This window comes from Halobacterium litoreum, from assembly GCF_021233415.1.
Taxonomy (GTDB): Archaea; Halobacteriota; Halobacteria; order Halobacteriales; family Halobacteriaceae; genus Halobacterium; species Halobacterium litoreum.
On the sequence record NZ_CP089466.1, the window covers coordinates 2,417,257 to 2,442,847 of the forward strand.

The window sequence follows — 25,591 nt, forward strand, 5'->3', positions numbered from 1 at the left end:
CGTGGCGTTACTCGTCGTCGCCGTCTTCCTCGTCGCCCTCGCCGTAGAGCGAGTCGACGGACTCGTCGCCGCGCTCGGCGACGGAGACGTTGAGTTGGACGATTTCGTCGGAGACTTCCTTCCCGCGGACGCTCACGCGCTTGCGTTCGCCGTCCGTGGAGGGGTTGAAGCCGGGGCCGCCCGAGAGGAGCACGTCGTTGAGCTGGGCGCCGTCGACGTCGCCGCGCATCGGTCGGCCGGCGGCGTCGCTGCCGCCCGTAATCGTGACCGTGTACCCGTCGAGGCCGACGGCTTCGCCGTCGACTTCGGAACCGATGTCGAGGCCGAGGAATCGGTTCGCGTCCTGTCCGTCTACCTCACGCTGGTAGGTGCGTCCCGACTCGGGGTCGGCGACGGCGACCTGAAACGTAGCCATGCGTGAAACCAGTCGGGCGCTATTCAAAAACCCGTCGAAGCCGCGCAGTACCGACGCTGACGGCCCTCCCCGCGAATCCGGGCGTCGACAGGGGTGAAGTGGCGAGCAGGCGGCGGGACTGCACGCGGGGCGCGCGCCGCGCTATCGAGTGGGACGCCCCGCGTCGAAACTCACGTCACGCGCCAGGTTGGTCCCGGCCTCGCACTTGAAGTTACGGCCCGGAACAGCAGAGGACACAGCCGGTAGCCGCCAGCGTCCGCGAGCGCCGCGAGGCGGCGAAGCCGCCTCGGAATGCGCGAGCGGTTCACAGCGCGCTTCGCGCGCTGGCGCCGAACCCCACCGGAGGTGGGGTGACGGCGCTTTTTCCCCAAGTTTTTGCCGAGCGGGGTCGCCTTTGGCGACCCGCGCAGGGCAAAAAGTGGGTTTTAGAACGGGTAGTCTCGCTCCTCTCGCTGGACGCTAATCCACTTCTGCTGGGTGAACTCCTCCATGACGGCTTCGCCGTTGTAGCGGCCCATGCCGGAGTCGCCGGTGCCGCCGAAGGGCATGTGGGGTTCGTCGTTGATGGGCTGGTCGTTGATGTGAATCATGCCGGTGTCGATGCGGTCGGCGATGTCGCGGGCGCGGCCGGTGTCGCCGGCGTGGACGCTGCCGGAGAGGCCGTAGTCCGTGTCGTTGGCGAGTTCGACGGCTTCGTCGTCGTCGCTGAACGGGATGACGGGGGCGACGGGGCCGAAGTGTTCGTTGCACGCGGCGGCCATGTCGTTGGTGGCGTCCGAGAGGACGGTAGGTTCGACGACGAGGCCGTCGTGGCCGCCGCCGGTTTCGAGGGTGGCGCCGGCGTCGACCGTCTCCTCGACGTAGTCGAGAATCTGGTCGCGCTGGGATTCGTCGATAATCGGGCCGACGACGGTGTCGGGTTCGTGGGCGCTCCCGGTGGGGAGCGAGGCGGCGCGTTCGGTGAGGCGTTCGACGTACTCGTCGTAGACGTCCTCGTGGACGAGGTGGCGGTTGATGGAGATGCAGATCTGCCCGGAGTGGAGGAACGAACCGAAGACGCCGCCGTCGATTGCCTTGTCGAGGTCGGCGTCGTCGGTGACGACGTGGACGTTGTTCCCGCCGAGTTCCATCGCGGGGAGTGCGAGGTTCTCGGCGGCGGTGGCGGCGACCTGCCGGCCGACGCCCGTCGAGCCGGTGAACGCGACCACGTCGACTTCGTCGTGGCCGGCGACGGCGTCGCCGATGTCGCTCCCGCGGCCGGTGACGACGTTGAGGACGCCCTCGGGGAGGCCGGCGGCCTCGAACAGTTTCGCGAGGAGGAGGCCGCCCGTGACGGGGGTGTTGGAGGCGGGCTTGAGGACGACGCTGTTCCCGGTGGCGATGGCGGGCGCGACGGCGCGAATCGAGAGGTTCAGCGGGAAGTTCCACGGGGAGATGACGCCGACGACGCCCTGCGGTTCGCGCACGACGATGTTCTCCTTGCCCTCGACGGTGGACTCCCGTCGGTCCCCGGACATTCGCGTGGGGAAGGAGGCGGCTTCGCCGGTGATGCCGACGGAGGTGTAGAACTCCGCGAACCCTTTCGTTCGCGTGGTTCCGGATTCGGCCGCGAGCAGGTCGAGGATGTCGTCGCGGTGTTCCTTGAGCAGGTCGCGGGCGGTTCGGACGACGCTCGCTCGCTGCTGAGGTGGTGTGTTCGCCCACTCGGTCTGGGCGTCGGCGGCGGCCTCGTAGGCGGCGTCGACGTCGTCGCTGGTGCCGGCGGGTACCTCGGTGAACTGTTCGCGCGTCGAGGGGTCGTCGACGGCGATGGTGTCGCGGTCGCCGACCGGGACGTACTCGCCGTCGATGTACTGGGTCTGCCAGTCCGCGTCGCTGAGGTCGAGGTCGGACATCACGTCGGACTTCGAGGTCCTCCGTGGTAATGTTACTCCCATCGGAACGTTCATCCGAGTGTTGAAGCCGCGGGGTCGCGTACTCCACACCGACTGCGATGGACCGCGAAGTGCTGATGTTGCACCTGCGACAGGCGTTCGGCGGGACGCCCGCGGAGCGACGCACGGTCGCGCGGGCGGCGGGCGACCTCGCGGACGCGGGGAAACTGGGAGCCGACCTCGACGCGGAGTTGACCGCGGAGTTCGTCCTCGAACACCTCTCGGACGCCCCGAAGGGGACGCCGGCCGAGCGCTGGAACTGGTGGATGGGCGCGCTGGAAGCGTCCCACGGCGGCTACCGGCGGTTCCGCGTGACGGCGTGGGAGCGAGAGGAGTAGCGACGCACCGACGCACCCAAGCGGGCGCGCCGACTACCCCGAACCGAATGGACGTGCGGTTCCTCGGTGGCGCCCGCGAGGTCGGGCGGAGCGCCATCCTCGTCGACGACTCGCTGCTCTTGGACTACGGTCTGAAGAACGGGACGCCGCCCCAGTACCCCCTCGACTCGGTGGACCCGGACGCCGTCGTCGTCAGCCACGGCCACCTCGACCACGCCGGTCTCGTGCCCGCGCTCCTCGCCGGGTCGCGTCGCCCGCCGGTCCACTGGACGCCGCCGACCCGCGACCTCGCGCGCCTGCTCGCGAAAGACACGCTGAAGATTCAGCGCGCCGAGCAGGGCCGCGGGGCGACCGAGCGCGGCGGGCGCTACGACTGTCCGTTCACCCGGACGGAGGTCGCGCGCCTCGGCGAAGTCTCCGAGACCCACGGCTACCGCGAGCCCTTCGAAGCGGCGGGCTACGAGGTGACGTTCTTCGACGCCGGCCACATCCCCGGCAGCGCCCACGTACTCGTCGACGACGGCGAGAGCCGCCTCCTCTACACCGCGGACTTCAACACCGAGGACCAGCGCCTGCTCGCGGGCACCACGGCGCGCCCGGACGCCGACGCCGTCGTCTGCGAGGCGACGTACGCCGACGTGACCCGCCCCGACCGCGAGACGGTCGAACGCCGGTTCGCGCAGTCCGTCCAGCAGACCGTCCACGAGGGCGGCACCGTCGTCGTCCCGGCGTTCGCCGTCGGGCGCACGCAGGAGGCGATGCTCGTCTGTGACGCCCACGGCGTCGACTGCTACGTCGACGGGATGGGCGTCGCCGTCACCGAGAGCTTCAAGCGCACCCCGGAGTTCCTCCGCGACCCCGACGCCTTCCGGCGGGCCTGCGGCCACGCGCGCTTCGTGGACGCCGGCACGCGGGACGGCCAGCGCCGCCGCATCGCCGACAAACGCACCGCCATCGTCACCACCGCCGGAATGCTCGGCGGCGGCCCCGCGATGACCTACGTCCCCGCAATCGCGGGCAACCCACAGCACAAAATCGCGTTCACGGGCTACCAGGTCGAGGGGACGCCCGGTCGGGAACTGCTCGAAACGGGGAGCGCGGAAATCGACGGCCGCCACCTCCGGGTCGCCGCGCAGGTCGAGAGCCACGACTTCTCCGCGCACGCCGACCGCGACGGCCTCCGCGAATTCCTCGACGCCTACCGCGGGAGCGAGGTGTTCGTGAACCACGGCGACCGCTGCGCGGATTTCGCCGAGGAACTCCGCGCGGACGGCTTCGACGCGAGCGCGCCCGCACTCGGCGACGAACTGTCTATTTAGCGCGCCGTGGTACTCACCCACACAGGTAATTGCGTCGCGGACCTATCTGTGGACATGACGGACCTCTCGGCCACCGAGCGCGACGCGCTCCACGAACTCCAACTCGGCGTCGAACACGTCTACCGCGCGTACGGCAGTCTGCTCGGGTTCCACCACAGCCTCGGGCGCGGCATGGACCACCTGAACGAGGCCGAACACCTCCTCCGGGAGTCTGGTCACGACGCGTACGCCGACGAACTCCGGGACCGCCACCTGCCCGCGGGCGCGGTCGGCGACCGGTGGAGTTACGAACTCGTCGAGGAGTTCCGGCACGGCCTGCTCGCCGCCGTCAGCGACTTCGAGAACGACCTCCGCGAGGACGTCGCCGGCGGCGAAGAACACGTCGCCGAGCGCGAACAGCGACGCGAGTGGCGGCGGCGCGCGCAGAACGCCGACGAGTAATCAGTCCTCAACGCGGTCGGCGTACGTTTCGAGTTCCTCGGCGAGCGCACGCGCGTCGGCCGCGGAGAGGCGGACGCGGTCGGCGTGGGGCGGCGCTCGGTCGGTCGCGGCGTCGTCGAGTTCGAGTTCCACGAGCACGTCGCCGCCGCCGGCTGCGACGTTCAGGACGGCGGGCGCGTCCTCACTCCAGCCGTGGCCCTCGCGTTCGCCGTCGAGGAGGGTGAACGTCGTGTACGCGTTCACGCCGACGACGCGGTCGGCCACCGTCAGTCACCCCCCGGAATCGGCTCGCCGTTGCCGTCCGTCGGCGCGGGGCTGGCGGCCATCTCGTCGTCGTCGGCGTACGGGTACCACGTCAGTTTCGTGTTGTGCATGTAGGGGTCGTCGTAGTCCGTCTCCTCGGGGTCCGCGAGGTTACGGAGCGCTTCCTCGTCCTGCCGCGCGACGAACTCGCGGAACGACTCCCCGCCCTCGCGCTCGTCGGCGAACGCCGAGAGGAGGTTCGCGACGTACCCCGGCACCTCGTCGGCGGGCACGCGCATCTCCACCCAGTCCGCGAACCGCGGATTCTCGCCGAGACCGCCGCCCAGTCCCACGTCGAAGGCCTCGACCGCCTCGCCGTCCTTCCGGGTCTTCATCCCGCGCAGGCTCACGTCCGCAATCTGGGGCTGAGCGCAGGACGCCGTGCACCCGGAGAGGTGAATGTGGAAGTCCGTCACGCCGTCGGGCACGTCGACGTTCGCCTTCAGCCAGCGCGCGTACCGCACCTGCCGGTTCTTCGTCTCCACGATGGACAGCGAGCAGAACTCCGTCCCCGTACAGGCGATGGAACCCCGAAGGAACGGGTGGGGGTCCGGCGAGTAGTCGTCGAGCAGGTCGGCCGCGAGGAAGTCGTCCAGGGCGTCCTCGGGCACGTCGGTGACAATGACGTTCTGTCGCTGCGTGAGACGCACCTCCCCGGAGCCGTGCTCGTCGGCGAGGTCCGCGAGCGCGAACACGTCCTCGACGCCCATCCGCCCGACGAGGACGTTCAGGCCGACGTAGTAGTCGCCGTTCGGTTGCTCGTGGACGCCGACGTGGTCGCCGTGCTCGCCCGTCCCGGCGTTGTACGTGTACGACTCGCGGAGGTCGTCGCCGGCGGTTTCGAGGTCCCAGTCGACGTACTCCTCCTGTAAGACCGACCGCACTTTCTCGGCGCCCCACTCGTCTACGAGGAACTTCATGCGCGCGCTGTACCGGTCCTCCCGGTCGCCGTGGTCGTCGAACAGCGACGAAATCGCGCCCGCCACGTCGGTCACGCGCTCCTCGGGCACCCAGACGTCCACATCGCGCGCGAACCGCGGTTCCTTCCGCGCGAGGCCGCCGCCGACGCGGACGTTGAACCCGAGTTCGCCGTCCTTCTCGGCCGGCTCGAACGCGAGGTCGTTGATGTCTCCCTGCCCACAGCCCTGGTCGCAGCCCGTGACCGACACCTTCCACTTCCGCGGGAGGTTCGCGTGCTCATCGTCGCCCTTGAACGTCTCGTGGAGTTCCTTCGCAATGGGCCACGCGTCCACGTGCTCGTGGGTGTCCTTCCCCGCGACCGGACACCCGACGACGTTTCGCCACGAGTCGCCACACGCCTGCTGGGTCGTCAAGCCGTTCGCTTCCAGTTTCTCGAAGATGGCGGGCACGTCTTCGAGTGTTATCCAATGGAGTTGGATGGACTGCCGGGTAGTCCAGTCGCAGTACGCCGCGCCGAACTCCGGATTCTCGACGGGCCCCCGCGCGTACTCGTCGGCCACCTCGGCGACCGTCCGCAGTTGGCCGGGTTCGAGGACGCCGTTCGGCGTCCCGACTCGCATCATGAAGTACGACTCCTGGCCCTTCCGCTGGTGGTACAATCCCCACCACTTGAACCGCTCGAACCACGCGTCCCGCTCGTCGTCCGGGATGGCGTCCCACCCCGCCTCAGCGAACTCGAAGAGGTGGTCGCGTATCTCCTCGCCGTACACCTCGTCCTTCCAGCGCTCCACGTCCGTCGGCATACCCACACACTCGACACTCGGACTTACCAAGCCGCGCTTGCCGTCAAGAGTCCCCGCGGCGACCCGAAACGGGCGAGCGTTGCCGCGACCGGCGAAGCCCCGTCGTCGGCTCGAACCCCGCGTCGGTCACCCGGCCCACGGCCACCCACGGCGTCGTCCCAGCCGCCCCGCACTCAACGCAGTGTCCGCGCGCCCGCGCCTCCACGCGCCGGCCGTCCACGCCCACGTCCACGAACGCCTCCGCGACGACCCACGCAACGGCACACGAGCAGAAGCCGCCAGCGACCGGCCACACCTCACTGGCGCCCACCTCGCGGCGGTCGTTCACGCTCACCCACGCGGCGTCGTCCAACAACCGCAGTCGCGTCACCATACTCCCGATTCGGACCGGCGTGCCCTGTCCCCGTCGGCGCTGGCAACGCCCGCCACTCGTCGCCGACACCGTCAAGACTCGCCCCTACCCGGCAGTGCTGGCGGGCGTTGCGGGCGAAGCGACGGTTATGCGTCTCCCCTCGCTACGACTCCCCATGTCCGACTCACCGCGCGGCCGCCGGCAACACGCCTCCGCCGACGCCGCCCCAGAACTGTTCACCGCCGAGGAGGGCGACGACGAGTGACCGACGCCAGCGAGACGCGCCCGGACGCAGACGACGACCGAGACGACGCCCACCTCGACGGCGTCGAACCCGGCGCCGGCTGCGCCGAAATCTGGGAACACCTCTCGGAACGCCGCGAACGCGAGGAGGAATAGGTGTTTTACGCGCCACCCCGTTACAGTACGGCATGACTCACGACGACGGCCGGCCGCCCACAGACCGCGACTCCCCGGTCGGCCAGCCGGTCGTCCGCGGCGACGAACGCGTCACCGGCGACCACAGCCGCGACGCCGTCGCCTTCGACCCCGACGACCCGGAGAGCGCCGCTGACGCCGCCGCCACCGTCGCCGCGTTCGCGAACGGCGACCTCGACGACACCCACGTCCACATGCTCCGCGGCGCCGCCGCCTGCGCCGCGCTCGTGCGCGCCGAACACTCCTACAAAGCCGCCGCCGAACGCGCCGGCGACGGCGTCGGCGTCTCCTTCATCCGGAAATGGGCGCGCGTCCACGACCTCCCGCGGCCCATCCGCCAGCGCGTCGCCCGCGGCGACATCCCGCCGTCGGCCGCCAAACACATCGCGCGCGTCGACGGCGACGGCCGCTACCTGCTCGCGTGGGCCGCCATCGACCACGACCTCACCGTCCGCGACGTGCGCGCCGCCGCCAGCGCGGTCGGCGACGGCACCGACCCCGTGGACGCGCTCCGCGACCTCGAGGTCACTCCGGGCGAACTCGACGTGGCGCTCCCGCTGGACGTCTACCGCGACCTCAGACAGCACGCCACCGCCGCCGACGAACCCATCGACGACGTCGTCGCCGACGCGCTCCGCGACTACCTCTGACCCCCCGCCTCGAAAAACGCCCGGACCGCGTCCGCGAACACGTCCACCGCCGTCTCGACCTCCCGGAAGTCGATCGTCTCGTCCGGGAAGTGCGCCTGCTCGATGCTCCCCGGCCCCACGATGACCGCCGGAATCCCCGCCTCGACGTAGTGCCGGGCGTCCGCACCGTACGTCACACCACGCGGGTCAGTGTCCTCGACGCCGTTCTCGGCGAGCGCGCGCCGGACCGCACGCACCACCGGCTCGTCGGGGTCGATTTCCGACGGCTCGAACTGCACGGAGAACCGCTCGAAGTCGGGCGGATGCTCGCGCAACCACTCGTTTTCCGCCACCACCTCGGCGAGACGCTCGTCGAACTCCCGCTCGACCCCGGCGACGGTCTCCCCCGGCGCGACGCCGATGCGCCACTCCGCGGTCAACGACGCCGGCACCGTCGACGCCCACTCGCCCGCCTCCACAGTCCCACAGACCACGGGCCACTTCGTCGGAAACCCCTCGTACAGCGGGTGGGTGACGCGCTCCTCGCGGGCCGCCGCCAGCTCCTCGAACGCCTCCCGCACCCGGTCGAAGTGCGGGAGCACCGACTCCCCGCGCCACGGCGTCGCCGCGTGCGACGACCGCCCACGGAGCGTCAACCGCTTCATCAGACTCCCCTCCGACGCGACGACAGGCGTCAACTCCGTCGGCTCCGCCACGATTGCCGCGTCCCGGGCGAACGGGAACGGGCTGTCCAGCGCGGACGACGCCGCGCCCACGCCGCCCTCCTCCTCGCCGACCACGCACTCCACGACCACTCGACCGTCCAAATCGTCCGCGTCCGCGAGCCGCCTCGCCGCGAACACGCACGCCGCCACCCCCGACTTCATATCCGCCGCGCCGCGCGCGGTCAACTCGTCCCCGTCCCACGTCGCCTCGAACGGCGACGACGACCACGCACTCTCGTCGGCCGGCACCACGTCCACGTGCCCGTTCAACACCACAGTCGGCCCCGCGTCCGGGTCGCCGAGTTCCACGACGCCCGCCACGCTCGGCCTGCCCTCAGTATCGATTTCACTCGGGTCGTCCGGGAACGACGGGTGGTCCGCGAGCACCGACGCGTCTGCAGTCCACTCGTACGTCTCGAAGCCGAAATCCTCGAATCGCTCGCGAACCCACGCCGCCAGTTCGGCCTCCCGACCGGCCGTCGACTCGAAGGACACGAGGCGGGACGCGAACTCCCGTAACGCTTCCATACCAAAACCGACCACCGACGCCCGCCTAAGCGTTCCGGGCCGCCGCGAGGATGGTAAACGTTTAACCGCGCGACCACCGAGGTGAAACCGAGGGCCGATAGCTCAGTTCGGCAGAGCGTCTGGCTTTTAACCAGACGGTCGAGGGTTCAAATCCCTCTCGGCCCGTACAACGAGTCCCGTAGCGACGCGTCAACCGGTCGATGGGGATTCCGAGCGAAACCACGACGCGCATCGACAGCACTGCCGCTACGCGACGCGAAAACGTAGAAGACTATCCGTACCGGCCCGTGCAATCCAGACGAACTACTGCGTGTGCGTCAACCACGCCAGCCCGACACCGACGCCGACAGCAACCACCGAACCGAAAATCTGCAGCACGGTCACCAGACCGCCACCGCTGTACTGCCACGGCATCCCGACGAGCGTCCCCACGCCCACAAGCGCGACGAACACCCCGACGAGGACGCCGAACACGTCCAATCGGTCAGCGAACACCTGTTGCATGCACGACGCCTCACCGCGAAAGAGGATAACGCTGACGGAACGACGCGAACGCCCTCAGTACCGAGACGGCATGAACGCCATCATCACCAACAACGCCACCGCGCTACCGGCCAGAATCACGATCCCCCACAAGCCGTTCATGCGCTCCTTGAAGTACTGCTGAGCGTCCACGTCACCCGTGTAATCTTCGTAATCGGTCGTCAACTGCACGACCGACTCACCGCCCGCCTGCGTGAAGTGCGCGAGATAATCCGTCCCACCGATGGTCGTGTTCTCGCCCTCGCTGAACGACAGCTCGTTCGTCCGCGGCGCGAACCACTCGATGGTGACCTCGGACTCCGTCACCGACGCCACCACCGTCTCGTTGTCGTTGTCCTGAAGTTCGATCGCGTCGCCCTCACTGAACTCGTACACCTGCTGCTCCGGCAAGTACTCGTCGCGTGGCACCAACGTCCGATTCTCGCCGTCCTCGACGATGACGTACGTCGTCCCGTTCTGCTCGACGGTCGGACGGTCCACAGTCTGCTGTTCGCGCAACTCGAACGACGACGGCTCCGACTCGTTCGCGATTACGACCGTGTAATTCCCATCACGGAACGGCACCGTATCCTCGGCACTCCACACCACCGTGTACCGTGCGGACTCGTTCACCCACGTCGCCGTCGCAGACTGCTCGGACACCTCCGAGAAGTCGTACGCCGTGTCCCCGATCGTCCGCGTCTCGTTCACAGACACGGAATAATCCGGATTATCCAGCGACACCTCCGGCTGCTCGGCGGCCCCGATGAGCGTGTACGACCCGGCCGCCAGCAGAAGGAAGATAGCGACGGACACCGCCGCAGCGCGTCGTTGCATACTCGAAGCGTGGAGAGGGGCGCGTATAATCGTTACTTTCCACTCCCGGACTCCGAGAACCAGCTGCCACACCCAACGCTACGCCACTCGACGAACGCGAAGAAAGCCAAGGGCCGGATTTGAACCGGCGATGGGCGGCTCTGCAGGCCGCTGCGTTAGGCCGGACTCTGCCACCTTGGCGCTATCACGTGATACTTCGCTCGCGCGCATAAGCGTAGCGGTCTGGAGTGTCGCCACTCCGCGCTACAAATACAAAAAGCCCCGAACAGCGCTAACGCTGTTCGAGGCTTGATGAGAGTATGAATGGCAGGCGGCGAACCGGATTTCCCAGAGGCTCGCGCACTCCAGTACTGACCGGAACGCAGGCGGGCTTATCTTCCGTGTTCGGGATGGGTACGGGAGTTGCCCCGCCGCTATGGCCGCCTTAATACCGACCAACGGAATCGAACCGTTGTACGCCGACGTCGGCGGACGTCCGTGTGTAAGTGCAATCCAGTTAACGCCTGGACTCGACCACGTAATGTGGTGAGTGCATGAGTGTGTGGCATTGGTCTGTTAGTGCTCGCGGGCTGAACGTCTCGTTGCCTCGACGCGTACACCCCGAGTCTATCGAACTCGTCTTCTACGAGTGACCTCAGTGGTGCTTCTTTTCCAGGTGGGTTTCGAGCTTAGATGCGTTCAGCTCTTACCCCGTGGTGCGTAGCTGCTCGGCACTTGCCCTCTCGGACAACCGATACACCAGTGGCACCCGTTCATAGTTCCTCTCGTACTATATGAACGTTCCTGTCAAGCACCAAAACACCCCCAATAGATAGCAGCCGACCTGTCTCACGACGGTCTAAACCCAGCTCACGACCTCCTTTAATAGGCGAACAACCTCACCCTTGCCCGCTTCTGCACGGGCAGGATGGAGGGAACCGACATCGAGGTAGCAAGCCACTCGGTCGATATGTGCTCTTGCGAGTGACGACTCTGTTATCCCTAAGGTAGCTTTTCTGTCAGCAATGGCCCGCATCAAGCAGGCTCATTGGTTCGCTAGACCACGCTTTCGCGTCAGCGTCCCTCGTTGTGTAGGACACTGTCAGCCTATCTTTTGCTCTTGCACTCTTCGCCGAGTCTCCGACTCGGCTGAGATAGGCTTAGGGCGCGCTCGATATCTTTTCGAGCGCGTACCGCCCCAGTCAAACTGCCCGGCTACCGGTGTTCTCCTCCCGGAGTTAGGGTCACAGTCACTGACGGGTAGTATTTCACTGATGGCTCGGTGGCGTGCTAGCGCACGTACCTGTGTAACGCCTCCTACCTATGCTGCACATCAGCGACCGTGTCCCAGCGACAGCCTGCAGTAAAGCTCTATAGGGTCTTCGCTTCCCCTTGGGGGTCTCCAGACTCCGCACTGGAACGTACAGTTCACCGGGCCCAACGTTGGGACAGTGAGGCTCTCGTTGATCCATTCATGCAAGCCGCTACTGAAGCGGCAAGGTACTACGCTACCTTAAGAGGGTCATAGTTACCCCCGCCGTTAACGGGTCCTTCGCCCCATTGTACTGGGTGTTCAGATACCCGCACTGGGCAGGATTCAGTGACCGTACGCGTCCTTGCGGATTTGCGGTCACCTATGTTGTTATTAGACAGTCGGAGCCTCCGAGACACTGCGACCTGCCCAATCACTGGGCAGGCATCCCTTATCGCGAACTTACGGGACTAACTTGCCGAATTCCCTAACGTCGGTTGTTCCCGACAGACCTAGGCTTTCGCTGCCAGAGCACCTGTGTCGGATCTCGGTACGAATACCGTACTCGTCTTTTCACGGGCCCCAGGTTGACTCGAGTTTCCCTATCCCGTCATTCGTCCGCTTCCTGCCATTACGGCTTCCACGGACTTCGACGGTTCGACCGGGCGATGGCCCGGCTCGAGCTGCCCCGAGGCGTCGACTTTCACTGTACGGTAGCACTGGAATATTAACCAGTTTCCCTTTTGATCCGCTCGAATTACGACGGACCTTAGGATCGGCTAACCCTCGGCTGATAAGCATTGCCGAGGAACCCTTGCTCTTCTCGGTCGTCGGGATTCTTACCCGACTAACGCTGCTACTATGGCCAGGATTTTCTTCCCCATTCGGTCCACTCGAGTTCTCACCCGAGCTTCCGCCCGAACAGAGTGCCAACCTACTGGATCGCGCTGTTACACGCGCCGTCAGGTCTCGGTGGCGAACTTGAGCCCCGATCATTTTGGGCGCCTCGAACCTCGGCCGGTAAGCTGTTACGCTATTCTTAGAGGGTAGCTGCTTCTAAGCTCACCTCCCGGCTGTCTAGGGCTCGAGACCACCTTCAATCGCACTTAGCTCGCACTTTGGGACCTTAACCTAACTCTGGGTTGTCTCCCTCACGGTGCACAGGCTTACCCCGCACACCGGATTCCCTGCGTCCACGGCGTTCGTAGGTTCGGAGTTTGACAGGGGAGTCAACTCCTCTCGGAGTTGAACTCCCCAATCGGTCGCTCTACCCCACGAACTACCTCAGCAGAGGTCATGCTTCGACATGTTTCGGTTGGAACCAGCTGTTGCCCGGTTCGATGGGCCTTTCACCCCTACACGTAGGTCACGGGAGGGTGTTGAAAGACACCAACCCTAACAGACCTCCACATGGCTTTCGCCATGCTTCATCTTGCCCACGCGTAGATCACCGGGTTTCGGGTCGTGCCCGTTTGACTCCCCGCGCTTGAACACGGCGGCCCTCGCAATGCTGCGGCCATGTCGGTTTCCCTACGCCTCCCCGGATACTCCGGTTAGACTCGTCAAACAGGCACACTCCCTGGCTCGTTTTTCAAAACGTACGACGGAACATCGGCTCCTCACAGGTCCTACTGTAGGTTTGCACCTACCTCGTTCCCAGTGAGGCCTTTTATGCCCCGTCGCTCCATCGCCACCTGATTTCAAGCCCTATTTCACCCCCCTTTGTGGGGTGCTTTTCAGCGTTCGTTCACACTACTTGTTCACTATCGGTCTCGGAGAGTACTTAGTCTTGGCAGTCGATGCCTGCCACCTTCACGAGGGATTTCCAACCCCCGCTACTCTGGAGCTGACGCACGCAGTACTTGTCCACGTTACGGGGCTGTCACCCTGTATCGCACTCCATTTCAGGAGACTTCACGTGAACGTTCTCGCGATGAGAGTCAGTCCGAACACCACATTGCCCAGAAGGCTTCGGTTTGGACTGTGCCGCGTTCATTCGCCATTACTAACGGCGTCTCGTTCGATTTCTCTTCCTGGCCGTACTGAGATGTTTCAATTCCGGCCGTTCCCCATTGCGCGAAGCAATTGCGGTGGGGATTCCCATTAGGAGATCCTGAGTTCTTAGCCTCCGTGCGGCTCCCTCAGGCTTATCGCAGCTTGGCACGTCCTTCGTCGGCATCCGAGCCGAGCTATCCACCAGGTGGCACAGTAGCCACGTTGGTTGTCGACTGCAGAGCAGTCGACGATATGGTACTCAACCACACGAGGTGGTCGAGATGTTGACTGCAGAGCAGTCAACGACGATGAATGCTGACTGTAGAACAGTCAGCGATGCTCACCACGTAATGGGTGAGCGCTGTTGAGTCACGGATGTGACCAACAGTCGGTACTCGACCACGGTGGTCGAGTCCAGTGAGCGCCTGGATTGCACTTACACACGGTCGTCATCGCACGTCCCCATGGTGACTGGGGAGCGTACATCGACCCTTCCCACCCTCGCTCTCGCGGGGCGGTGCATCAGTCTTGCTTGGGACTCATCGTATCCCCGTCTCCCACTTAAGGGACACGGTTCGCGATGACTCCCGAGCGGGATGGACCCACTGGGATTCGAACCCAGGGCATCCTCCTTGCAAAGGAGGCACTCTACCACTGAGCTATGGGCCCACCTCCCGTCTGGGAGGGTTCGTTAGCCTTGATGGTTTGTAGGTGTCCAACTGGCCACGTCGTCGTCGCGGCGCAAATGTGGGCCGGGGCGTCGCCCCGGTCCCGTACGTTAGGAGGTGATCCAGCCGCAGATTCCCCTACGGCTACCTTGTTACGACTTAAGCCCCCTTGCGGAGCCCAGATTCGACCGGCGCATGCCGGCCTCATCCGAACCCCACTCGGGTGCTTTGACGGGCGGTGTGTGCAAGGAGCAGGGACGTATTCACCGCGCGCTGCTGACACGCGATTACTACCGAATCCAGCTTCATGAGGGCGAGTTTCAGCCCTCAATCCGAACTACGATCGAGTTTAGGAGATTAGCGTCTCCTCTCGGAGTGGCTTCCCATTGTCTCGACCATTGTAGCCCGCGTGTTGCCCAGCTCATTCGGGGCATACTGACCTACCGTTGCCCGTTCCTTCCTCCGCTTTGGCAGCGGCAGTCCCCCTAATGTACCCAGCTACCCAAAGGGTACTGCTGGCAATTAGGAGTGCGGGTCTCGCTCGTTGCCTGACTTAACAGGACGCCTCACGGTACGAGCTGACGGCGGCCATGCACCTCCTCTCAGTAGCGTCGGGTAAGGTCATCAACCTGACCGTCATGACTACTGTCGGAGCTGGTGAGATGTCCGGCGTTGAGTCCAATTAAACCGCAGGCTCCTCCGGTTGTAGTGCTCCCCCGCCAATTCCTTTAAGTTTCATCCTTGCAGACGTACTTCCCAGGCGGCTCGCTTCTCGGCTTCCCTACGGCACAGCACAGGCTCGTAGCCTGTGCCACACCTAGCGAGCATCGTTTACAGCTAGGACTACCCGGGTATCTAATCCGGTTCGAGACCCTAGCTTTCGTCCCTCACTGTCGGATCCGTCTTCCTGAGGCGCTTTCGCCACCGGTGGTCCGTCCAGGATTACAGGATTTCACTCCTACCCCGGACGTACCCCTCAGGTCTTCCGGTCCCAAGCCGAACAGTTTCCGCTGGACGCCTGCTCGTTGAGCGAGCAGATTTCCCAACGGACTTGTCCGGCCAGCTACGGACGCTTTAGGCCCAATAATATCGGCCATCACTCGGGCTGCCGGTATTACCGCGGCGGCTGGCACCGGTCTTGCCCAGCCCTTATTCTTGAACCACCTTACGGTTCAGAAAAGCGAAGGCTCTATGCCTTCGCACTCGGAGTCCCCTTATCGCACTTGCGTACAGTGTAAAGGTTTCGCGCCTGCTGCGCCCCGTAGGGCCCGGTATCTTGTCTCAGATACCGTCTCCGGGCTCTTGCTCTCACAACCCGTACCGATTATGGGCACGGTGGGCCGTTACCCCACCGTCTACCTAATCGACCGCAGCCGCATCCTGTGGCGCCGGAGCGTTTCCGGCTTCACCCATTCCAGGGGTGAAGCGTTATTGGGAATTAGCCTCAGTTTCCCGAGATTATTCCCATCCACAGGGTAGCTTGGCCACGTGTTACTGAGCTTTCCGCTGCGGGTCTAAACCCGCACAACTAGCATGGCTAAATCGGACTCCGATAGCAATGGCCTCCGGCAGGATCAACCGGAATTTGCTGGGGTAAACTCCCCAGCGGCCAGGACTATCAGTCCTGGTTTGGCGGAACACAAGGTTCCTCAGGCCACGACAGTACGTCGTGACCAGTTGGATGTCACCAAACCATCAAGGCTAACATCAGATTCCATCTGTACGGCGGACCGCAGGTGTGGAATCCTCATTCCTTCGGACCTGAACGTAACTCCCGACAGGCAATAAACCCATCGGAGTCGGTTCGGCCCGAGACGACGTTCGCATTTCCTCCAACGCCCCGTTATTACTTAAGGGCATCGAACCCGACTCGTGAGAGCCGAGATAGACACCGTGGAGGCGTGGAGGGAATGCGTCAGTCGCCCGGAGAACCCCGGGCGACCTCATTGTCGTTCGCATTTCCTCCAACGCCCCGTTATTACTTAAGGGCATCGAACCCGACTCGTGAGAGTCGGGACGAACCCTCGAAGAGGGGCATCGGAATCACGCGTCAGTCGTTCGGGAGACCCGAACGACCTCATCGTCGTTCGCATTCCATCCGAGTGCCCGTTTACACTTAAGGGCATCGAACCAGACTCGCCGAAGGCGAGGGGTTCGACGCACGGGGCGGAGGCGTCAATCAGTGGCGTCGGGGTCACCGAGCCACCTCACGTCGTTCGCATTCTATCCGAGTGCCGGGTTACGTAAAACACCGTCGAACCAGACCCGCTTCGATACGGAACCGCATACCAGAACGAGCTCGTCGTCGAGGTGTCGCGTGGGCGGAGGTCGGCCGGTCGTCCCCCGCGAGTGCGTGGGGTCGGGCCGAGTGGTACCCACGCGACTTCGGGTAGTCACTTCTCGAACTAATCGCTTGCGCGTCGTGCGCGCGGACAAAATGAACTATACGACGGAGATTCAGGCGTCTACGTGTTCGATACCCTGTTTGGAGACGTTCGCTTTGGTGATGTCGCCGGGCATCCAGTCGGGTTTGTCGCTGGGGGCGTCCTCCTGCCAGGCCCACGCTTCGTAGATGTGTACCTTGTCGGTGCCTTTCTCTCGGAGGCGAATTTCGTGGTGTTCGGCGTGTTGTTCGCTGTCGGCGACGTCTTCGAGCCGGCGAGCCGCCTTGAGTGCGGCCTGTCGTGGCGTGTTCCCGCTGAAGACGCTGTTCTCGTTGCCGTCGACGTCTCGTAGCGCGAAGTTGCGCTTACCGTCTTCACGTACCATGGTTTGCTCCGTGTCATGCCAACACAAGGCCGGGTGATAAATATACCGCCCATTTGGGCGTAATGTTTATATGTGTGTTCGCGCGTTTCGGGGGAGAGCGGTACGATACCGGTCGGTTTCGACGCGGGCGTCCGCGAGTGCGACGCGGCCGGACGACGGCGGAACGGTCCACGAACCGGTCGGAAGAGTTTAAGTACCGGCTGTGGCGAAGGGCAACGTAGACACTCGCGATGGTTCGCAAGAAGAAGCTCAGTCCGAGTGGCGCGAAAGGCGAGGACGGCGAGTACCACAACGCCCACGTCAACCTCCACGAGGACGAACTCTCCGTCGCCGGGCTGGAGATCGGCGACGAGGTGTTCGTTCGCGTTCGGGAGGATAAGATAATCATCCAGAAGGCCGACGCCGAGGACGTGGAACACGACTTCTAGCGGCGATGTACGAACTCCTGAAACCGGCGTTGCTGCGACTCCCGCCGGAGACGATTCACGAGGCGACGACCGGGTTGCTCCGGGTGGCCCAACGCGCGGGCGTCCACCGCGCGTACGCGGGACACTACACGGTCGACGACGATCGGCTGTCGGTGGACGCGTTCGGGCAGTCCTTCGACAATCCCGTGGGTGTAGCGGCCGGTTTCGACAAGAACGCGGAGGTGCCGCGTGCGCTCGCCGCGCTCGGCTTCGGGCACGTCGAGGTCGGTGCCGTCACCGCGGAACGCCAGCCGGGGAACCAGCGTCCGCGGTTGTTCCGGTTGCGGGAGGACGAGGCGCTGGTGAATCGGATGGGGTTCAACAACGAGGGCGCAGACCGCGTGGGGAAGCGCCTGGACGAGCAGTCGCTTCCGGACGCGCCCGTGGGCGTGAACATCGGGAAGTCGAAGGTGACGCCCCTGGAGGACGCGCCCGGGGATTACCGGTACACGTACGAGCGCGTGGCGGACGCAGGCGACTACTTCGTGGTGAACGTCTCCAGTCCGAACACGCCGGGACTCCGTGAGCTCCAGAACCGCGAGCAGTTGGCGGAGATTCTGGAGGCCCTGCAGGACGCGGGCGCGGCGCCGTTGCTCGTGAAACTCTCACCGGACCTCCACCGGGACGCCGTGGTGGACGCCATCGACCTCGCGAACGAACTGGGGTTGGACGGCATCGTCGCGACGAACACGACGACCGATCGCCCCGAGACGCTGGAGAGTCCGAACGCGGCCGAGAGCGGCGGCCTCTCGGGGAAGCCGATTCGGGAGCGCGCGACCCGACAGGTGAGGTTCGTGGCCGAACGCACGGACCTCCCGGTGGTCGGCGTGGGCGGCGTGTTCACCGCGGAGGACGCCTACGAGAAGATTCGCGCGGGCGCGTCGGTCGTCCAACTGTACACGGGCCTCGTCTACCGCGGCCCGTCCATCGCGAAGTCCATCAACGAGGGCGTACTGGAGTTGCTGGAGCGGGACGGCTTCGACTCCGTCGAGGACGCCGTGGGCGCGGACCTGTAGCGAACCGGCGACGGAGCGCGAGAACGGAGCGAAAGCGGAACGCCGACTATTCTACCGGAGTGCGTCGAGTTCGAACTCGAAGGCGGCGACCGGCACTTCGACGTCGTGGGAGACGATGACCTCGGGGTGGAGTTCACCGATGACGCCGACCGTCTCGCCGTCGATTTCGACGCTCGCGGTCCGCCCGTCGATGAACGACGGGTGTTCGGTGGCGGGCGTCTCCAGGTCGACGTGGAACTCGTCGCAGAGCGCCTGGAGGCGCGCCTTGGCGTCCTCGTAGGAGGCGTCGTGGCGCGCGAGGACGGCGGCGACCGTGCGGCGCTCGGCGACGCCGGTCTCCGTGGATTCGTCGACGTGCGCGGCGAACCCGATTTCCGCGAGGTCCTGCGGGTACGACCGGTGGGTGTTGTTCTCTAAGACGGTGGCGAGCGACGGGAGCGCCCACGTGCGGAGGACGGTGAAGTCCTCGCTGTAGGGTTCGGAGATGGTGGCCGGTTCGGCGGCCCCCACGCCGTCGTCGTCGGGCGACAGTCCCATGCTGTCGAAGTTCTCGGCCTCGCTGGTCATGTTGAAGTTCAGCAGGTCCTCGAACCCGAGGCCGACGAGCGCCTGCCGCGCGGCGGCTTCGAGCCGCGAGGTCTCGGTGCGGCCGCCGACCGTGCTCACGTCGGGGTACCGGGGCACGAGCTCGTTGAAGCCGTACGCGCGCCCGATGTCGTCCACGATATCGACCGGGTGGAGGACGTCGACGCGGTACGGCGGCACGTCGACGCGGTACTCGATTTCGTCGTCGCCGACGGTGTCAGGTTCTGCGTCCAGTCCCGCGCGCTCGGCGAGGTCGACCACGTCGTCGGTGTCGAGGTCGATGCCGAGCAGCGTCTCGACGCGCTCGTGGGGGACGCGCTTGGTGCGCACGTCGAGGTCCGGGCGGACGAGTTCGTGGTCGGGGTACTCGACGGCGACGTCCTCGATGGTGGCGCCGCGCGCGTCGAGCGCGTAGCAGATGATGGCGCACATCCGGTCGATAGTCCACTGGTCGGTGCCGGTGAGTTCCACGAACAGTTCGCGGGAGTCCGTGGTGACCTCGGTTCGGCGGCCGTTGATGACCGGCGGGAAGCTGAACAGCCCGATGTCGTCGTAGATGGCGGGGTAGGTGTCGTAGTCCGCGAGCAGGTCCGCGAACTTCTCGCCGGTCGGGTGTTCGGTGAGGACGTCGGCGGGCGTGCGCTCGGCGTCGTCGTCGAGCGGGACGAATTTGTCGCCGTCCGGGTCGATTCCCGTGTACCGGATTGCGTTCCCGGTGTCTTCGTCGCCGAGCGCGCCGCCTTTCAGCATCGCGAGGTCGTGGATGCCGATGGCGCCCTTCGCGCGCTTGCGGCCCATCGTCGCGTGGAGTTTCTCCTGCAGTTGGATGAGCGAGTCCAGCGCGTCCTCGTCGAGGTCGACGCCCCGGATGACCGCGCCAGTCACGTACGGGCGTTCATCGGGCACGTCTTCGACCTGGATAGTCCACTCGGCGCCGTTGGTGTCGGGGGCGTAGACGCCGCGGTCGTCGCCGTAGTGGTAGCGAAGCGAGCGCGCGATGCCCTCGACAGAGAGGCGGTCGAGGCGGTCGGCCTCGAATTCGAGTTTGAACTCGCCGTCCTCGGTCTCGCCCTCGTACTCGATGCCGAGGCCGAAGAGGTCGTCCTTGAGGTCGTCGTCGCTCTTGTCGGTGTGACCGGTGAGTCGGCGGAGTTCGTCGGGGTCGATGTCGACGACGGGCATCAGTACACCACCTCCGCGTCCCGCAGGAAGTCGAGGTCACACAGCGTCCCGTGGACGTCCCGGATGTCCTCGAAGCCGGTCATCAGCATGAGCAGTCGCTCCAGTGCGAGCCCCCACGCCATCACGTCGCCCTCTACGTCCAGCGGTTCGAGCATCTCCGGGCGGAAGATGCCGGAGTTCCCGATTTCGATGAGTTCCCCGGTCTCGGGGTGCCGGCCGAACAGCTCGAAGGACGGCTCCGTGTAGGGGTTGTACGTCGGCTTGAACTGGAGGTCGTGGATGCCGAACTCGCCGTAGAACTCCCGGAAGGTACCCATCAGGTCCCGGACCGAGAGGTCGTCGGCGAGCACCCAGCCCTCGATTTGGAAGAACTCCAGCAGGTGGGTGGCGTCGAGGGTGTCGTTCCGGTAGGCCTTCTCGACGCTGAAGTACCGTGCCGGCGCCTCTACCTCCTCGTCGGCCATCCCGGAGAGGTACCGGGCGGTGAGACTCGTCGTGTGCCCGCGGAGCGCGAGCGCACGCGCGAAGTCCTCGTCCCACGGGGAGTGGTAGCCGTCGCCGTCGTCGCCGACGCCCTCGCGGTGGGCGCGTTCGACGCGCTCCACGAGGTCGGCGGGCAGGTCGCCGATTTTCTCGGGGTTCGACAGCGCGAACCGGTCCCAGTGGTTGCGCGCCGGGTGGTCCTGTGGCATGAACAGGCAGTCGTTGATGTAGAAGTCCGCGTCGACGTGCGGGCCCTCCATCTCCTGGAATCCCATCCCCACCAAGACCTCCTTCACGCGCTCGGCGGCCTGCCGGAGGACGTGAACCTTCCCGCCCTGGTACTCGGCGGCGTCGGCTTCGACGTTGTACTCCGCGAAGTCGGCGTCCCGCCACTCGCCGGACGCGAGCATCTCGGGCGTGAGTTCGCCGACCTGCTCGCTGGCTTCGACGCCCGCCATCAGTTCGGTGACGCCGGCCTCCGTGAGTTGGACGGAGCGCGCGGTGCGCTCGCGGACGACCGCGAGGTCGCGGCGTTCGAGTTGGCCGAGTACGTCGCTGTCGGCGACCGATTCGCCGTCGGCGAGCGACGTGAGCGCGGCGGCCTCGGGGTCGCTGTCGGGGTCGGCGTCGGGGTCCGCGGTGAGTTCGCCGCTGTCGATTGAGCCGTACCCCTTCCGGGCGTAGTTCGAGAGCGCGATGTCCACTTGCGGGCCTTCGAGGCCGGACGCGCCGATGACGCGTCCCATCTGGACGGCGTCCTCGTCGGCGCCCTGTTCGAGGGCGGCCTCGTAGAGGCGTACCTCGGGCAGGCCCTCGGCTGCGTACTCGCGTCCCTCGTCAGTCAGTTCGACCTCGTCGGTCGTCTCCTCAGTGACGGCGACGAGCCCGGCGTCTTCGAGTTCGAACGCCGCGCCCGCCACCGTCTCGGGCGGGTACTCGGTGTCCGCCGCGAGGTCCTCGATTCGTCGTGGGTCGTCGGCGCTCGCCGCTTCGAGCACCGCGACCTGCTGTGCTGGCAGTTTCATTGTGCGTAGGCGTGTGTGGCAGTCAGTTATCCGTTCCGAACCGCACCCGAACGCGTGGTTTCGGCCGTCCCGGAGCGTCGACCCCGGGTCGGCGTCCGCCCCGCGTTCAGGCGAAGAAGAACCCGAACCCCGTCGCTGCCGCTGGCTCACCGTCCGTGCATCCGGCGTGGGGTTCGGACGCCATGTGCGAGAGCATGGCGCGGCCCGGCAAAAACGTTCCGCAGGAAGCGTTCCGCAGCGTGCTCCTCGCTCGCGCCCGTCTACGTCCGTGCGCGCGAGGAGTCCAACACGATGTCGAGGTCGTCGAGCACCTCGCGGGCCTCCTCGCGTTTCTCCTGGTGGTCTTCGAGGAACTCTTCCATCAGTTCGGCGGCCTGCTCCTTGCACCCGCCACAGAGGCGTTCGCCGTTCACGCACTCCGAGTACACTTCTTCGGCGACCGCGTCGTCGTCGCCCGCGAGCAGGTATGCGTACAGTTCGTACACCGGGCAGTCGTCGGCTTCGCCGCCGAGTTCGCGCTGTTCCTCGGCGGTGTCGCGGCCGCCCGTCGTCGCGGCCTTGACCTTGTCGTAGCCCTCCTCGGGGTCGTCGAGGAGGCTGATGTGACTCGCGGGAATCGAGGAGGACATCTTCCCGCCCGTCAGCCCGGTCATGAAGCGGTGGTAAATCGAGGACGGCGGCACGAAGCCGTAGCCGCCGTGGTCGACTTCGACGCCGAGCGCGAGGTCCTCGGCCGTCTCGTGGCTCATGTCGAAGGCGTCGACGTGCCCCTCGAAGACGCGCTTCTCGCCGTCGATGGCGTCGATGAGCGCGTCGAAGGCCTCGTCGGTCGCCTGCCGGTCGAAGAAGCGGACGCGTGGTCGGAGCGGTTCCATGCCGGCGTTCTCCAACTTCTGGACGACGCTGCCGACCGTCTCGTCGTCGAAGCCGGCGGTCGCGTCGTCGCTCTGAAGCCAGTCGGCGGCCTCCGTGCACCGCGGCGTCTCGGGGTCGTCGGCGTACGCGTCGCGGGCGTCGTAGGCGGCGCGAACGACCGGGCGCTCGTCGTCGTCGAACGCGACGCTCGCGTACGCCTCGGTGACTTTGAAGAAGCGCGTGCGTTCCGCGAGGTCGCGGGCGAGGCGGACGTGGGGGTCCTGGTCGGGACCGACCGGGATGACCGTCGGCTTGGGTTCGTCCAGTTGGGGGTAGAGGATGTCCGCCATCTGGGTGACGACGCTCTGCATGTGGGAGACGTCCGTCTCGCCGCCGAAGCCGTAGATGGCCTCGAACTCCGAGAAGTTCGCCTCGGCGCCGAGTTCGAACGCCAAGTCCTGGAGTTCGCGGTTCTCGGACTGCCGGTAGAGTTCGCCGTCCTCGGGGTCGAAGCCGAGGGCGAGCAGGCTGAGGAGGTAGTCCTCGGCGTGGTCGTCGATTTCGCTCCACGTCAGGCCGCGGGCCGCGTGGGCTTCGAGGTCGGCGATGAGCGCGTACGCGTCCCCGCCCTGCTGTTGGTGCCAGATGATTTCGTCGAACACCATCTTGTGCCCGATGTGGGGGTCGCCCGTCGGCATGAACCCGGAGAGGGCAGCGAACGGGTCGTCGTTGCGCATCGCGTCGGCGACCCGGCGGTAGTCGCGGTGGCCGAAGATGATGGCTCGCCGCATCAGGTAGTGGGGGGTCGGCACCTCGTCTAAGACGTCCTCGAACGCTTCGATGCCGAACTCCTCGAAGAGCTTGCGGTAGTCGTCGATGGTCGAGGAGCCCCACGGGTCGAGTGCGACGTCGTCGGCGCCTGCCGTCTGGGTGGTGTCGTTGTCGGTCATGGCGTCAGTCGACTGACGGAGAGCCAGCGAATCGTGTCCTCACTGGTGCTGTCGAGCGCAAAAACCATTCGCTTGCGGACGCCGTGGGCGAGGCGCACGTCCAGGGAGAGGTCCCGCGGCGTGAACACGTGGCCCTCTGGGAGCACGCGCACGAGCAACTCGGAGTGGCCGAGGTCGTCGACCGACTCCACGTCGGCGTACACCCGGAAGTCGGCGCCGAACTTGAACCCGGTCTTGGGGACCATCCCCCTATCCCGGAGCGCGCGGTAGACCCGGAGGCGGCGGTCGAAGTGGTCGCCCTCGGTGTCCCGGCCGCGCTCGATGACGTCCTCTACGTCCGCGTCCGCGAAGGCGAGCGCGCCCGACGCCGCGAGGTACGCGGCTTCCAGCAGGGAGAGTTGGAGCGCGTCGTAGTCCGACGCGCGCCCGCCGAGCGGTTGGCCGTAGAAGCCGATTTCGTGGAGGTCGGCGGGCGGCTCCCAGACGAGCACGCGGTCGTCAAGCAAAACGGCTTCGACGCCCTCCGGCGGGTCGAAGGCGGTGTCGCCCGCGGGGTCCTCGCGGGTCACGTCGAGGTACGTGATTTCGCTCTCCTCGTCGACGACGGCGAGCACTTCGCCGCCGAGGTCGTCGCTGGGCACGTCGGTGCGCTCGTCGACGACGCGCACGCGGTGTTTCACGTCGCCGTCGTTCGGGCCCTTCCCGCGCGGGAACACGACGAAGTCGCCGTCGCCGGGGTCGCTCCACCACGGGTCGCGGTCGGGCGCGAGGTAGAACCCTCGGTCCCGGAGGTCCGCGTAGACGAGGAAGCGCGCGGTGAACCCGGCGTCGCGGCCCGCCAGAAACGTGCGGAAGTCCATCCCGTCGACGGAATCGAGGTCGCCGCGGAACAGGAGGTGGGCGGCCTCGACGAGCGAGAGCGAGATGGCGTTGCCGTCCAGCGGGTAGCCGTACCCGCGGGAGTCGTGGAAGCGCTGGCGCGCGTCCCCGCCGACGCGTACCTCGTCGCCGCGTAGGTCGCCGTCCATACCGGGACAACGCGGGCCGACACTCAAAGCGACTGCGGTGCGCGCGCACAGTCCGCGTCGAGACACCGCGGGCCGTCGCGGGTGTCGAACGCGGGGAAGCCACAGTCGCAGTCGCTGTCGTCCGCGGCCGTGCCCCTGGGGAGACGGTGGCGGGCACCGCAGTCCTCGCAGGCGGCGTGGAGGCCGCGGTCGGCTTCGACGGAGAGGCCGCCGCCGCAGCGACACGTCCAGTCGCCGACGGCGCCCCGAACGGCGTCCGCGATGGGTTCGCAGTCGCGGTCGAGACACGCCGTCACTTCGACGCCGCGTTCCACCCGAAGCAGGGGGAGCCCGCAGTCCTCACAGGTCTCCCCGACGACGGCGGCGTCCCGGGGGATGGCGTACTGCGCGCGGCAGTCCACGCAGACGACCCGCCCGCCGTCGCGGACGAGCGTCCCCTCGCAGCCACAGGTGCCGACCGGCGGGCCGGCGGGCGAGGCGGGGTAGTGGGCGTCGCCGTGTTCGGTGGCGCTCTCCACGACGAGGCGTTCGTCGCCGTCGGCGGCGTCGAGGCGGAAGCCGCGGGCGTCCCGCGTGTACCGGACGACGCCGGGACGGGTGAGCCACGCCGCTGGCTGGTAGCCGTCGCTGTCGTGGACGAGCACGGTGTCGTCGGGCTTCACGAGTACCACCACGTCGCCGCGGAGGGTGCGTTCGGTCTCGCCGCCCGCCTCGTAGCGCACGGCGCACTCGCCGGCGAGTACGCGAATCGCGTCCTGCATAAGCCGGGTTGGTCCCGGTCTCGCACTTGAACTTACGCCGTCGCCTCGGCGACGGTTCGCTCGACAGAGCC

21 protein-coding genes, 3 tRNA genes and 3 rRNA genes are annotated in these 25,591 nt (G+C 66.2%); 8 read left to right on the forward strand and 19 right to left on the reverse strand.

Annotation, left to right across the window (positions count from 1 at the left end; genetic code table 11):
* Positions 1-7 precede the first annotated feature (7 nt).
* Both LT972_RS13280 and LT972_RS13285 read right to left on the reverse strand, forming a co-directional pair.
* Positions 8-415: a 30S ribosomal protein S6e gene (locus LT972_RS13280; RefSeq protein WP_232570863.1), complete on the reverse strand. Its 408-nt coding sequence runs from the start codon at positions 413-415 to the stop codon at positions 8-10.
* A 425-nt stretch (positions 416-840) separates the two neighbouring features.
* Positions 841-2,310 (reverse strand): aldehyde dehydrogenase family protein, encoded by a 1,470-nt coding sequence (locus tag LT972_RS13285; RefSeq protein ID WP_232570864.1) that lies wholly within the window; start codon positions 2,308-2,310, stop codon positions 841-843.
* Positions 2,311-2,408: 98 nt separating this feature from the next.
* Between LT972_RS13285 and LT972_RS13290 the strand changes: the two genes are divergently transcribed.
* Genes LT972_RS13290 through LT972_RS13300 form a run of 3 tightly spaced genes read left to right on the forward strand, consistent with a single transcriptional unit; the run spans position 2,409 to position 4,447 of the window.
* On the forward strand, positions 2,409-2,687 hold the full coding sequence (locus LT972_RS13290) for a hypothetical protein (RefSeq protein ID WP_232570865.1): 279 nt from the start codon (positions 2,409-2,411) through the stop codon (positions 2,685-2,687).
* A 47-nt stretch (positions 2,688-2,734) separates the two neighbouring features.
* Entirely contained in the window at positions 2,735-4,006 is a 1,272-nt protein-coding gene (locus tag LT972_RS13295; RefSeq protein WP_232570866.1) for an MBL fold metallo-hydrolase, read from the forward strand.
* Between the two features lie 54 nt (positions 4,007-4,060).
* Positions 4,061-4,447, forward strand: coding sequence for a hypothetical protein (locus LT972_RS13300; protein WP_232570867.1), 387 nt, complete (start codon positions 4,061-4,063; stop codon positions 4,445-4,447).
* Here the strand turns inward: LT972_RS13300 and LT972_RS13305 are convergent, their stop codons facing one another.
* The 3 genes from LT972_RS13305 to LT972_RS13315 are packed head-to-tail and all read right to left on the reverse strand — an operon-like array spanning position 4,448 to position 6,847.
* Entirely contained in the window at positions 4,448-4,711 is a 264-nt protein-coding gene (locus LT972_RS13305; protein WP_232570868.1) for a DUF6360 family protein, read from the reverse strand.
* A gap of 2 nt (positions 4,712-4,713) precedes the next feature.
* Positions 4,714-6,474, reverse strand: a complete 1,761-nt coding sequence (locus LT972_RS13310) for a nitrite/sulfite reductase (protein WP_232570869.1) — start codon at positions 6,472-6,474, stop codon at positions 4,714-4,716.
* Positions 6,475-6,517: 43 nt separating this feature from the next.
* The gene (locus LT972_RS13315) at positions 6,518-6,847 is read right to left on the reverse strand and encodes a hypothetical protein (protein WP_232570870.1); all 330 of its coding nucleotides are present in this window, start codon (positions 6,845-6,847) and stop codon (positions 6,518-6,520) included.
* A gap of 240 nt (positions 6,848-7,087) precedes the next feature.
* Between LT972_RS13315 and LT972_RS13320 the strand changes: the two genes are divergently transcribed.
* Positions 7,088-7,225 carry a hypothetical protein gene (locus LT972_RS13320; RefSeq protein WP_232570871.1) on the forward strand — a complete coding sequence of 46 codons (138 nt, stop codon included), beginning with the start codon at positions 7,088-7,090 and terminating at the stop codon, positions 7,223-7,225.
* Positions 7,226-7,257: 32 nt separating this feature from the next.
* Positions 7,258-7,914 carry a DUF7119 family protein gene (locus tag LT972_RS13325; RefSeq protein ID WP_232570872.1) on the forward strand — a complete coding sequence of 219 codons (657 nt, stop codon included), beginning with the start codon at positions 7,258-7,260 and terminating at the stop codon, positions 7,912-7,914.
* Here the strand turns inward: LT972_RS13325 and LT972_RS13330 are convergent.
* Entirely contained in the window at positions 7,905-9,146 is a 1,242-nt protein-coding gene (locus LT972_RS13330) for a M20 family metallopeptidase (RefSeq protein ID WP_232570873.1), read from the reverse strand. The two genes, LT972_RS13325 and LT972_RS13330, sit on opposite strands and share 10 nt — an antisense overlap.
* A gap of 91 nt (positions 9,147-9,237) precedes the next feature.
* Between LT972_RS13330 and LT972_RS13335 the strand changes: the two genes are divergently transcribed.
* Positions 9,238-9,311: transfer RNA gene (locus tag LT972_RS13335), tRNA-Lys, on the forward strand.
* 138 nt (positions 9,312-9,449) lie between these two features.
* Here LT972_RS13335 and LT972_RS13340 read toward each other — a convergent pair.
* The 8 genes from LT972_RS13340 to LT972_RS13375 all read right to left on the reverse strand — a co-directional run bounded on the left by LT972_RS13340 (position 9,450) and on the right by LT972_RS13375 (position 17,168).
* Positions 9,450-9,650 (reverse strand): hypothetical protein, encoded by a 201-nt coding sequence (locus LT972_RS13340; protein WP_232570874.1) that lies wholly within the window; start codon positions 9,648-9,650, stop codon positions 9,450-9,452.
* 54 nt (positions 9,651-9,704) lie between these two features.
* Positions 9,705-10,505 carry a hypothetical protein gene (locus LT972_RS13345; RefSeq protein WP_232570875.1) on the reverse strand — a complete coding sequence of 267 codons (801 nt, stop codon included), beginning with the start codon at positions 10,503-10,505 and terminating at the stop codon, positions 9,705-9,707.
* 104 nt (positions 10,506-10,609) lie between these two features.
* A tRNA-Cys gene (locus tag LT972_RS13350) sits at positions 10,610-10,685 on the reverse strand.
* Between the two features lie 125 nt (positions 10,686-10,810).
* Positions 10,811-10,932: ribosomal RNA gene (gene rrf / locus LT972_RS13355) — 5S ribosomal RNA — on the reverse strand.
* Between the two features lie 109 nt (positions 10,933-11,041).
* Positions 11,042-13,957, reverse strand: a 23S ribosomal RNA gene (locus LT972_RS13360).
* A gap of 371 nt (positions 13,958-14,328) precedes the next feature.
* Positions 14,329-14,400, reverse strand: a tRNA-Ala gene (locus LT972_RS13365).
* A 111-nt stretch (positions 14,401-14,511) separates the two neighbouring features.
* Positions 14,512-15,984: ribosomal RNA gene (locus tag LT972_RS13370) — 16S ribosomal RNA — on the reverse strand.
* The 16S, 23S and 5S rRNA genes sit together here with 2 tRNA genes alongside, the layout of an rRNA operon.
* Positions 15,985-16,856: 872 nt before the next feature.
* Positions 16,857-17,168, reverse strand: coding sequence for a non-histone chromosomal MC1 family protein (locus tag LT972_RS13375; RefSeq protein WP_232570876.1), 312 nt, complete (start codon positions 17,166-17,168; stop codon positions 16,857-16,859).
* A gap of 230 nt (positions 17,169-17,398) precedes the next feature.
* Between LT972_RS13375 and LT972_RS13380 the strand changes: the two genes are divergently transcribed.
* Both LT972_RS13380 and LT972_RS13385 read left to right on the forward strand, forming a co-directional pair.
* Positions 17,399-17,596: an AbrB/MazE/SpoVT family DNA-binding domain-containing protein gene (locus tag LT972_RS13380; protein ID WP_232570877.1), complete on the forward strand. Its 198-nt coding sequence runs from the start codon at positions 17,399-17,401 to the stop codon at positions 17,594-17,596.
* Between the two features lie 5 nt (positions 17,597-17,601).
* Complete coding sequence (locus LT972_RS13385; protein WP_232570878.1) at positions 17,602-18,651, forward strand: quinone-dependent dihydroorotate dehydrogenase; 1,050 nt, start codon at positions 17,602-17,604, stop codon at positions 18,649-18,651.
* Between the two features lie 51 nt (positions 18,652-18,702).
* Here the strand turns inward: LT972_RS13385 and pheT are convergent, their stop codons facing one another.
* The 5 genes from pheT to LT972_RS13410 all read right to left on the reverse strand — a co-directional run bounded on the left by pheT (position 18,703) and on the right by LT972_RS13410 (position 25,520).
* Positions 18,703-20,418, reverse strand: coding sequence for a phenylalanine--tRNA ligase subunit beta (gene pheT, locus LT972_RS13390; protein WP_232570879.1), 1,716 nt, complete (start codon positions 20,416-20,418; stop codon positions 18,703-18,705).
* Positions 20,418-21,926: a phenylalanine--tRNA ligase subunit alpha gene (gene pheS, locus LT972_RS13395; RefSeq protein ID WP_232570880.1), complete on the reverse strand. Its 1,509-nt coding sequence runs from the start codon at positions 21,924-21,926 to the stop codon at positions 20,418-20,420. The genes pheT and pheS overlap by 1 nt, the downstream gene beginning before the upstream one ends.
* A gap of 260 nt (positions 21,927-22,186) precedes the next feature.
* Positions 22,187-23,731 (reverse strand): tryptophan--tRNA ligase, encoded by a 1,545-nt coding sequence (locus LT972_RS13400; protein ID WP_232570881.1) that lies wholly within the window; start codon positions 23,729-23,731, stop codon positions 22,187-22,189.
* Positions 23,728-24,759, reverse strand: a complete 1,032-nt coding sequence (gene endA / locus LT972_RS13405) for a tRNA-intron lyase (protein WP_232570882.1) — start codon at positions 24,757-24,759, stop codon at positions 23,728-23,730. The genes LT972_RS13400 and endA overlap by 4 nt, the downstream gene beginning before the upstream one ends.
* 23 nt (positions 24,760-24,782) lie before the next feature.
* Positions 24,783-25,520: an endonuclease NucS domain-containing protein gene (locus tag LT972_RS13410; RefSeq protein ID WP_232570883.1), complete on the reverse strand. Its 738-nt coding sequence runs from the start codon at positions 25,518-25,520 to the stop codon at positions 24,783-24,785.
* Positions 25,521-25,591: the final 71 nt, after the last annotated feature.

Coding starts and splice junctions, on each gene's coding strand:
- LT972_RS13280 (WP_232570863.1), bottom strand. CDS start 415: ATGGCTACGTTTCAGGTCGCCGTCGCCGACCCCGAGTCGGGACGCACC.
- LT972_RS13285 (WP_232570864.1), bottom strand. CDS start 2,310: ATGTCCGACCTCGACCTCAGCGACGCGGACTGGCAGACCCAGTACATC.
- LT972_RS13290 (WP_232570865.1), top strand. CDS start 2,409: ATGGACCGCGAAGTGCTGATGTTGCACCTGCGACAGGCGTTCGGCGGG.
- LT972_RS13295 (WP_232570866.1), top strand. CDS start 2,735: ATGGACGTGCGGTTCCTCGGTGGCGCCCGCGAGGTCGGGCGGAGCGCC.
- LT972_RS13300 (WP_232570867.1), top strand. CDS start 4,061: ATGACGGACCTCTCGGCCACCGAGCGCGACGCGCTCCACGAACTCCAA.
- LT972_RS13310 (WP_232570869.1), bottom strand. CDS start 6,474: ATGCCGACGGACGTGGAGCGCTGGAAGGACGAGGTGTACGGCGAGGAG.
- LT972_RS13315 (WP_232570870.1), bottom strand. CDS start 6,847: ATGGTGACGCGACTGCGGTTGTTGGACGACGCCGCGTGGGTGAGCGTG.
- LT972_RS13325 (WP_232570872.1), top strand. CDS start 7,258: ATGACTCACGACGACGGCCGGCCGCCCACAGACCGCGACTCCCCGGTC.
- LT972_RS13330 (WP_232570873.1), bottom strand. CDS start 9,146: ATGGAAGCGTTACGGGAGTTCGCGTCCCGCCTCGTGTCCTTCGAGTCG.
- LT972_RS13340 (WP_232570874.1), bottom strand. CDS start 9,650: ATGCAACAGGTGTTCGCTGACCGATTGGACGTGTTCGGCGTCCTCGTC.
- LT972_RS13345 (WP_232570875.1), bottom strand. CDS start 10,505: ATGCAACGACGCGCTGCGGCGGTGTCCGTCGCTATCTTCCTTCTGCTG.
- LT972_RS13375 (WP_232570876.1), bottom strand. CDS start 17,168: ATGGTACGTGAAGACGGTAAGCGCAACTTCGCGCTACGAGACGTCGAC.
- LT972_RS13380 (WP_232570877.1), top strand. CDS start 17,399: ATGGTTCGCAAGAAGAAGCTCAGTCCGAGTGGCGCGAAAGGCGAGGAC.
- LT972_RS13385 (WP_232570878.1), top strand. CDS start 17,602: ATGTACGAACTCCTGAAACCGGCGTTGCTGCGACTCCCGCCGGAGACG.
- pheT (WP_232570879.1), bottom strand. CDS start 20,418: ATGCCCGTCGTCGACATCGACCCCGACGAACTCCGCCGACTCACCGGT.
- pheS (WP_232570880.1), bottom strand. CDS start 21,926: ATGAAACTGCCAGCACAGCAGGTCGCGGTGCTCGAAGCGGCGAGCGCC.
- LT972_RS13400 (WP_232570881.1), bottom strand. CDS start 23,731: ATGACCGACAACGACACCACCCAGACGGCAGGCGCCGACGACGTCGCA.
- endA (WP_232570882.1), bottom strand. CDS start 24,759: ATGGACGGCGACCTACGCGGCGACGAGGTACGCGTCGGCGGGGACGCG.
- LT972_RS13410 (WP_232570883.1), bottom strand. CDS start 25,520: ATGCAGGACGCGATTCGCGTACTCGCCGGCGAGTGCGCCGTGCGCTAC.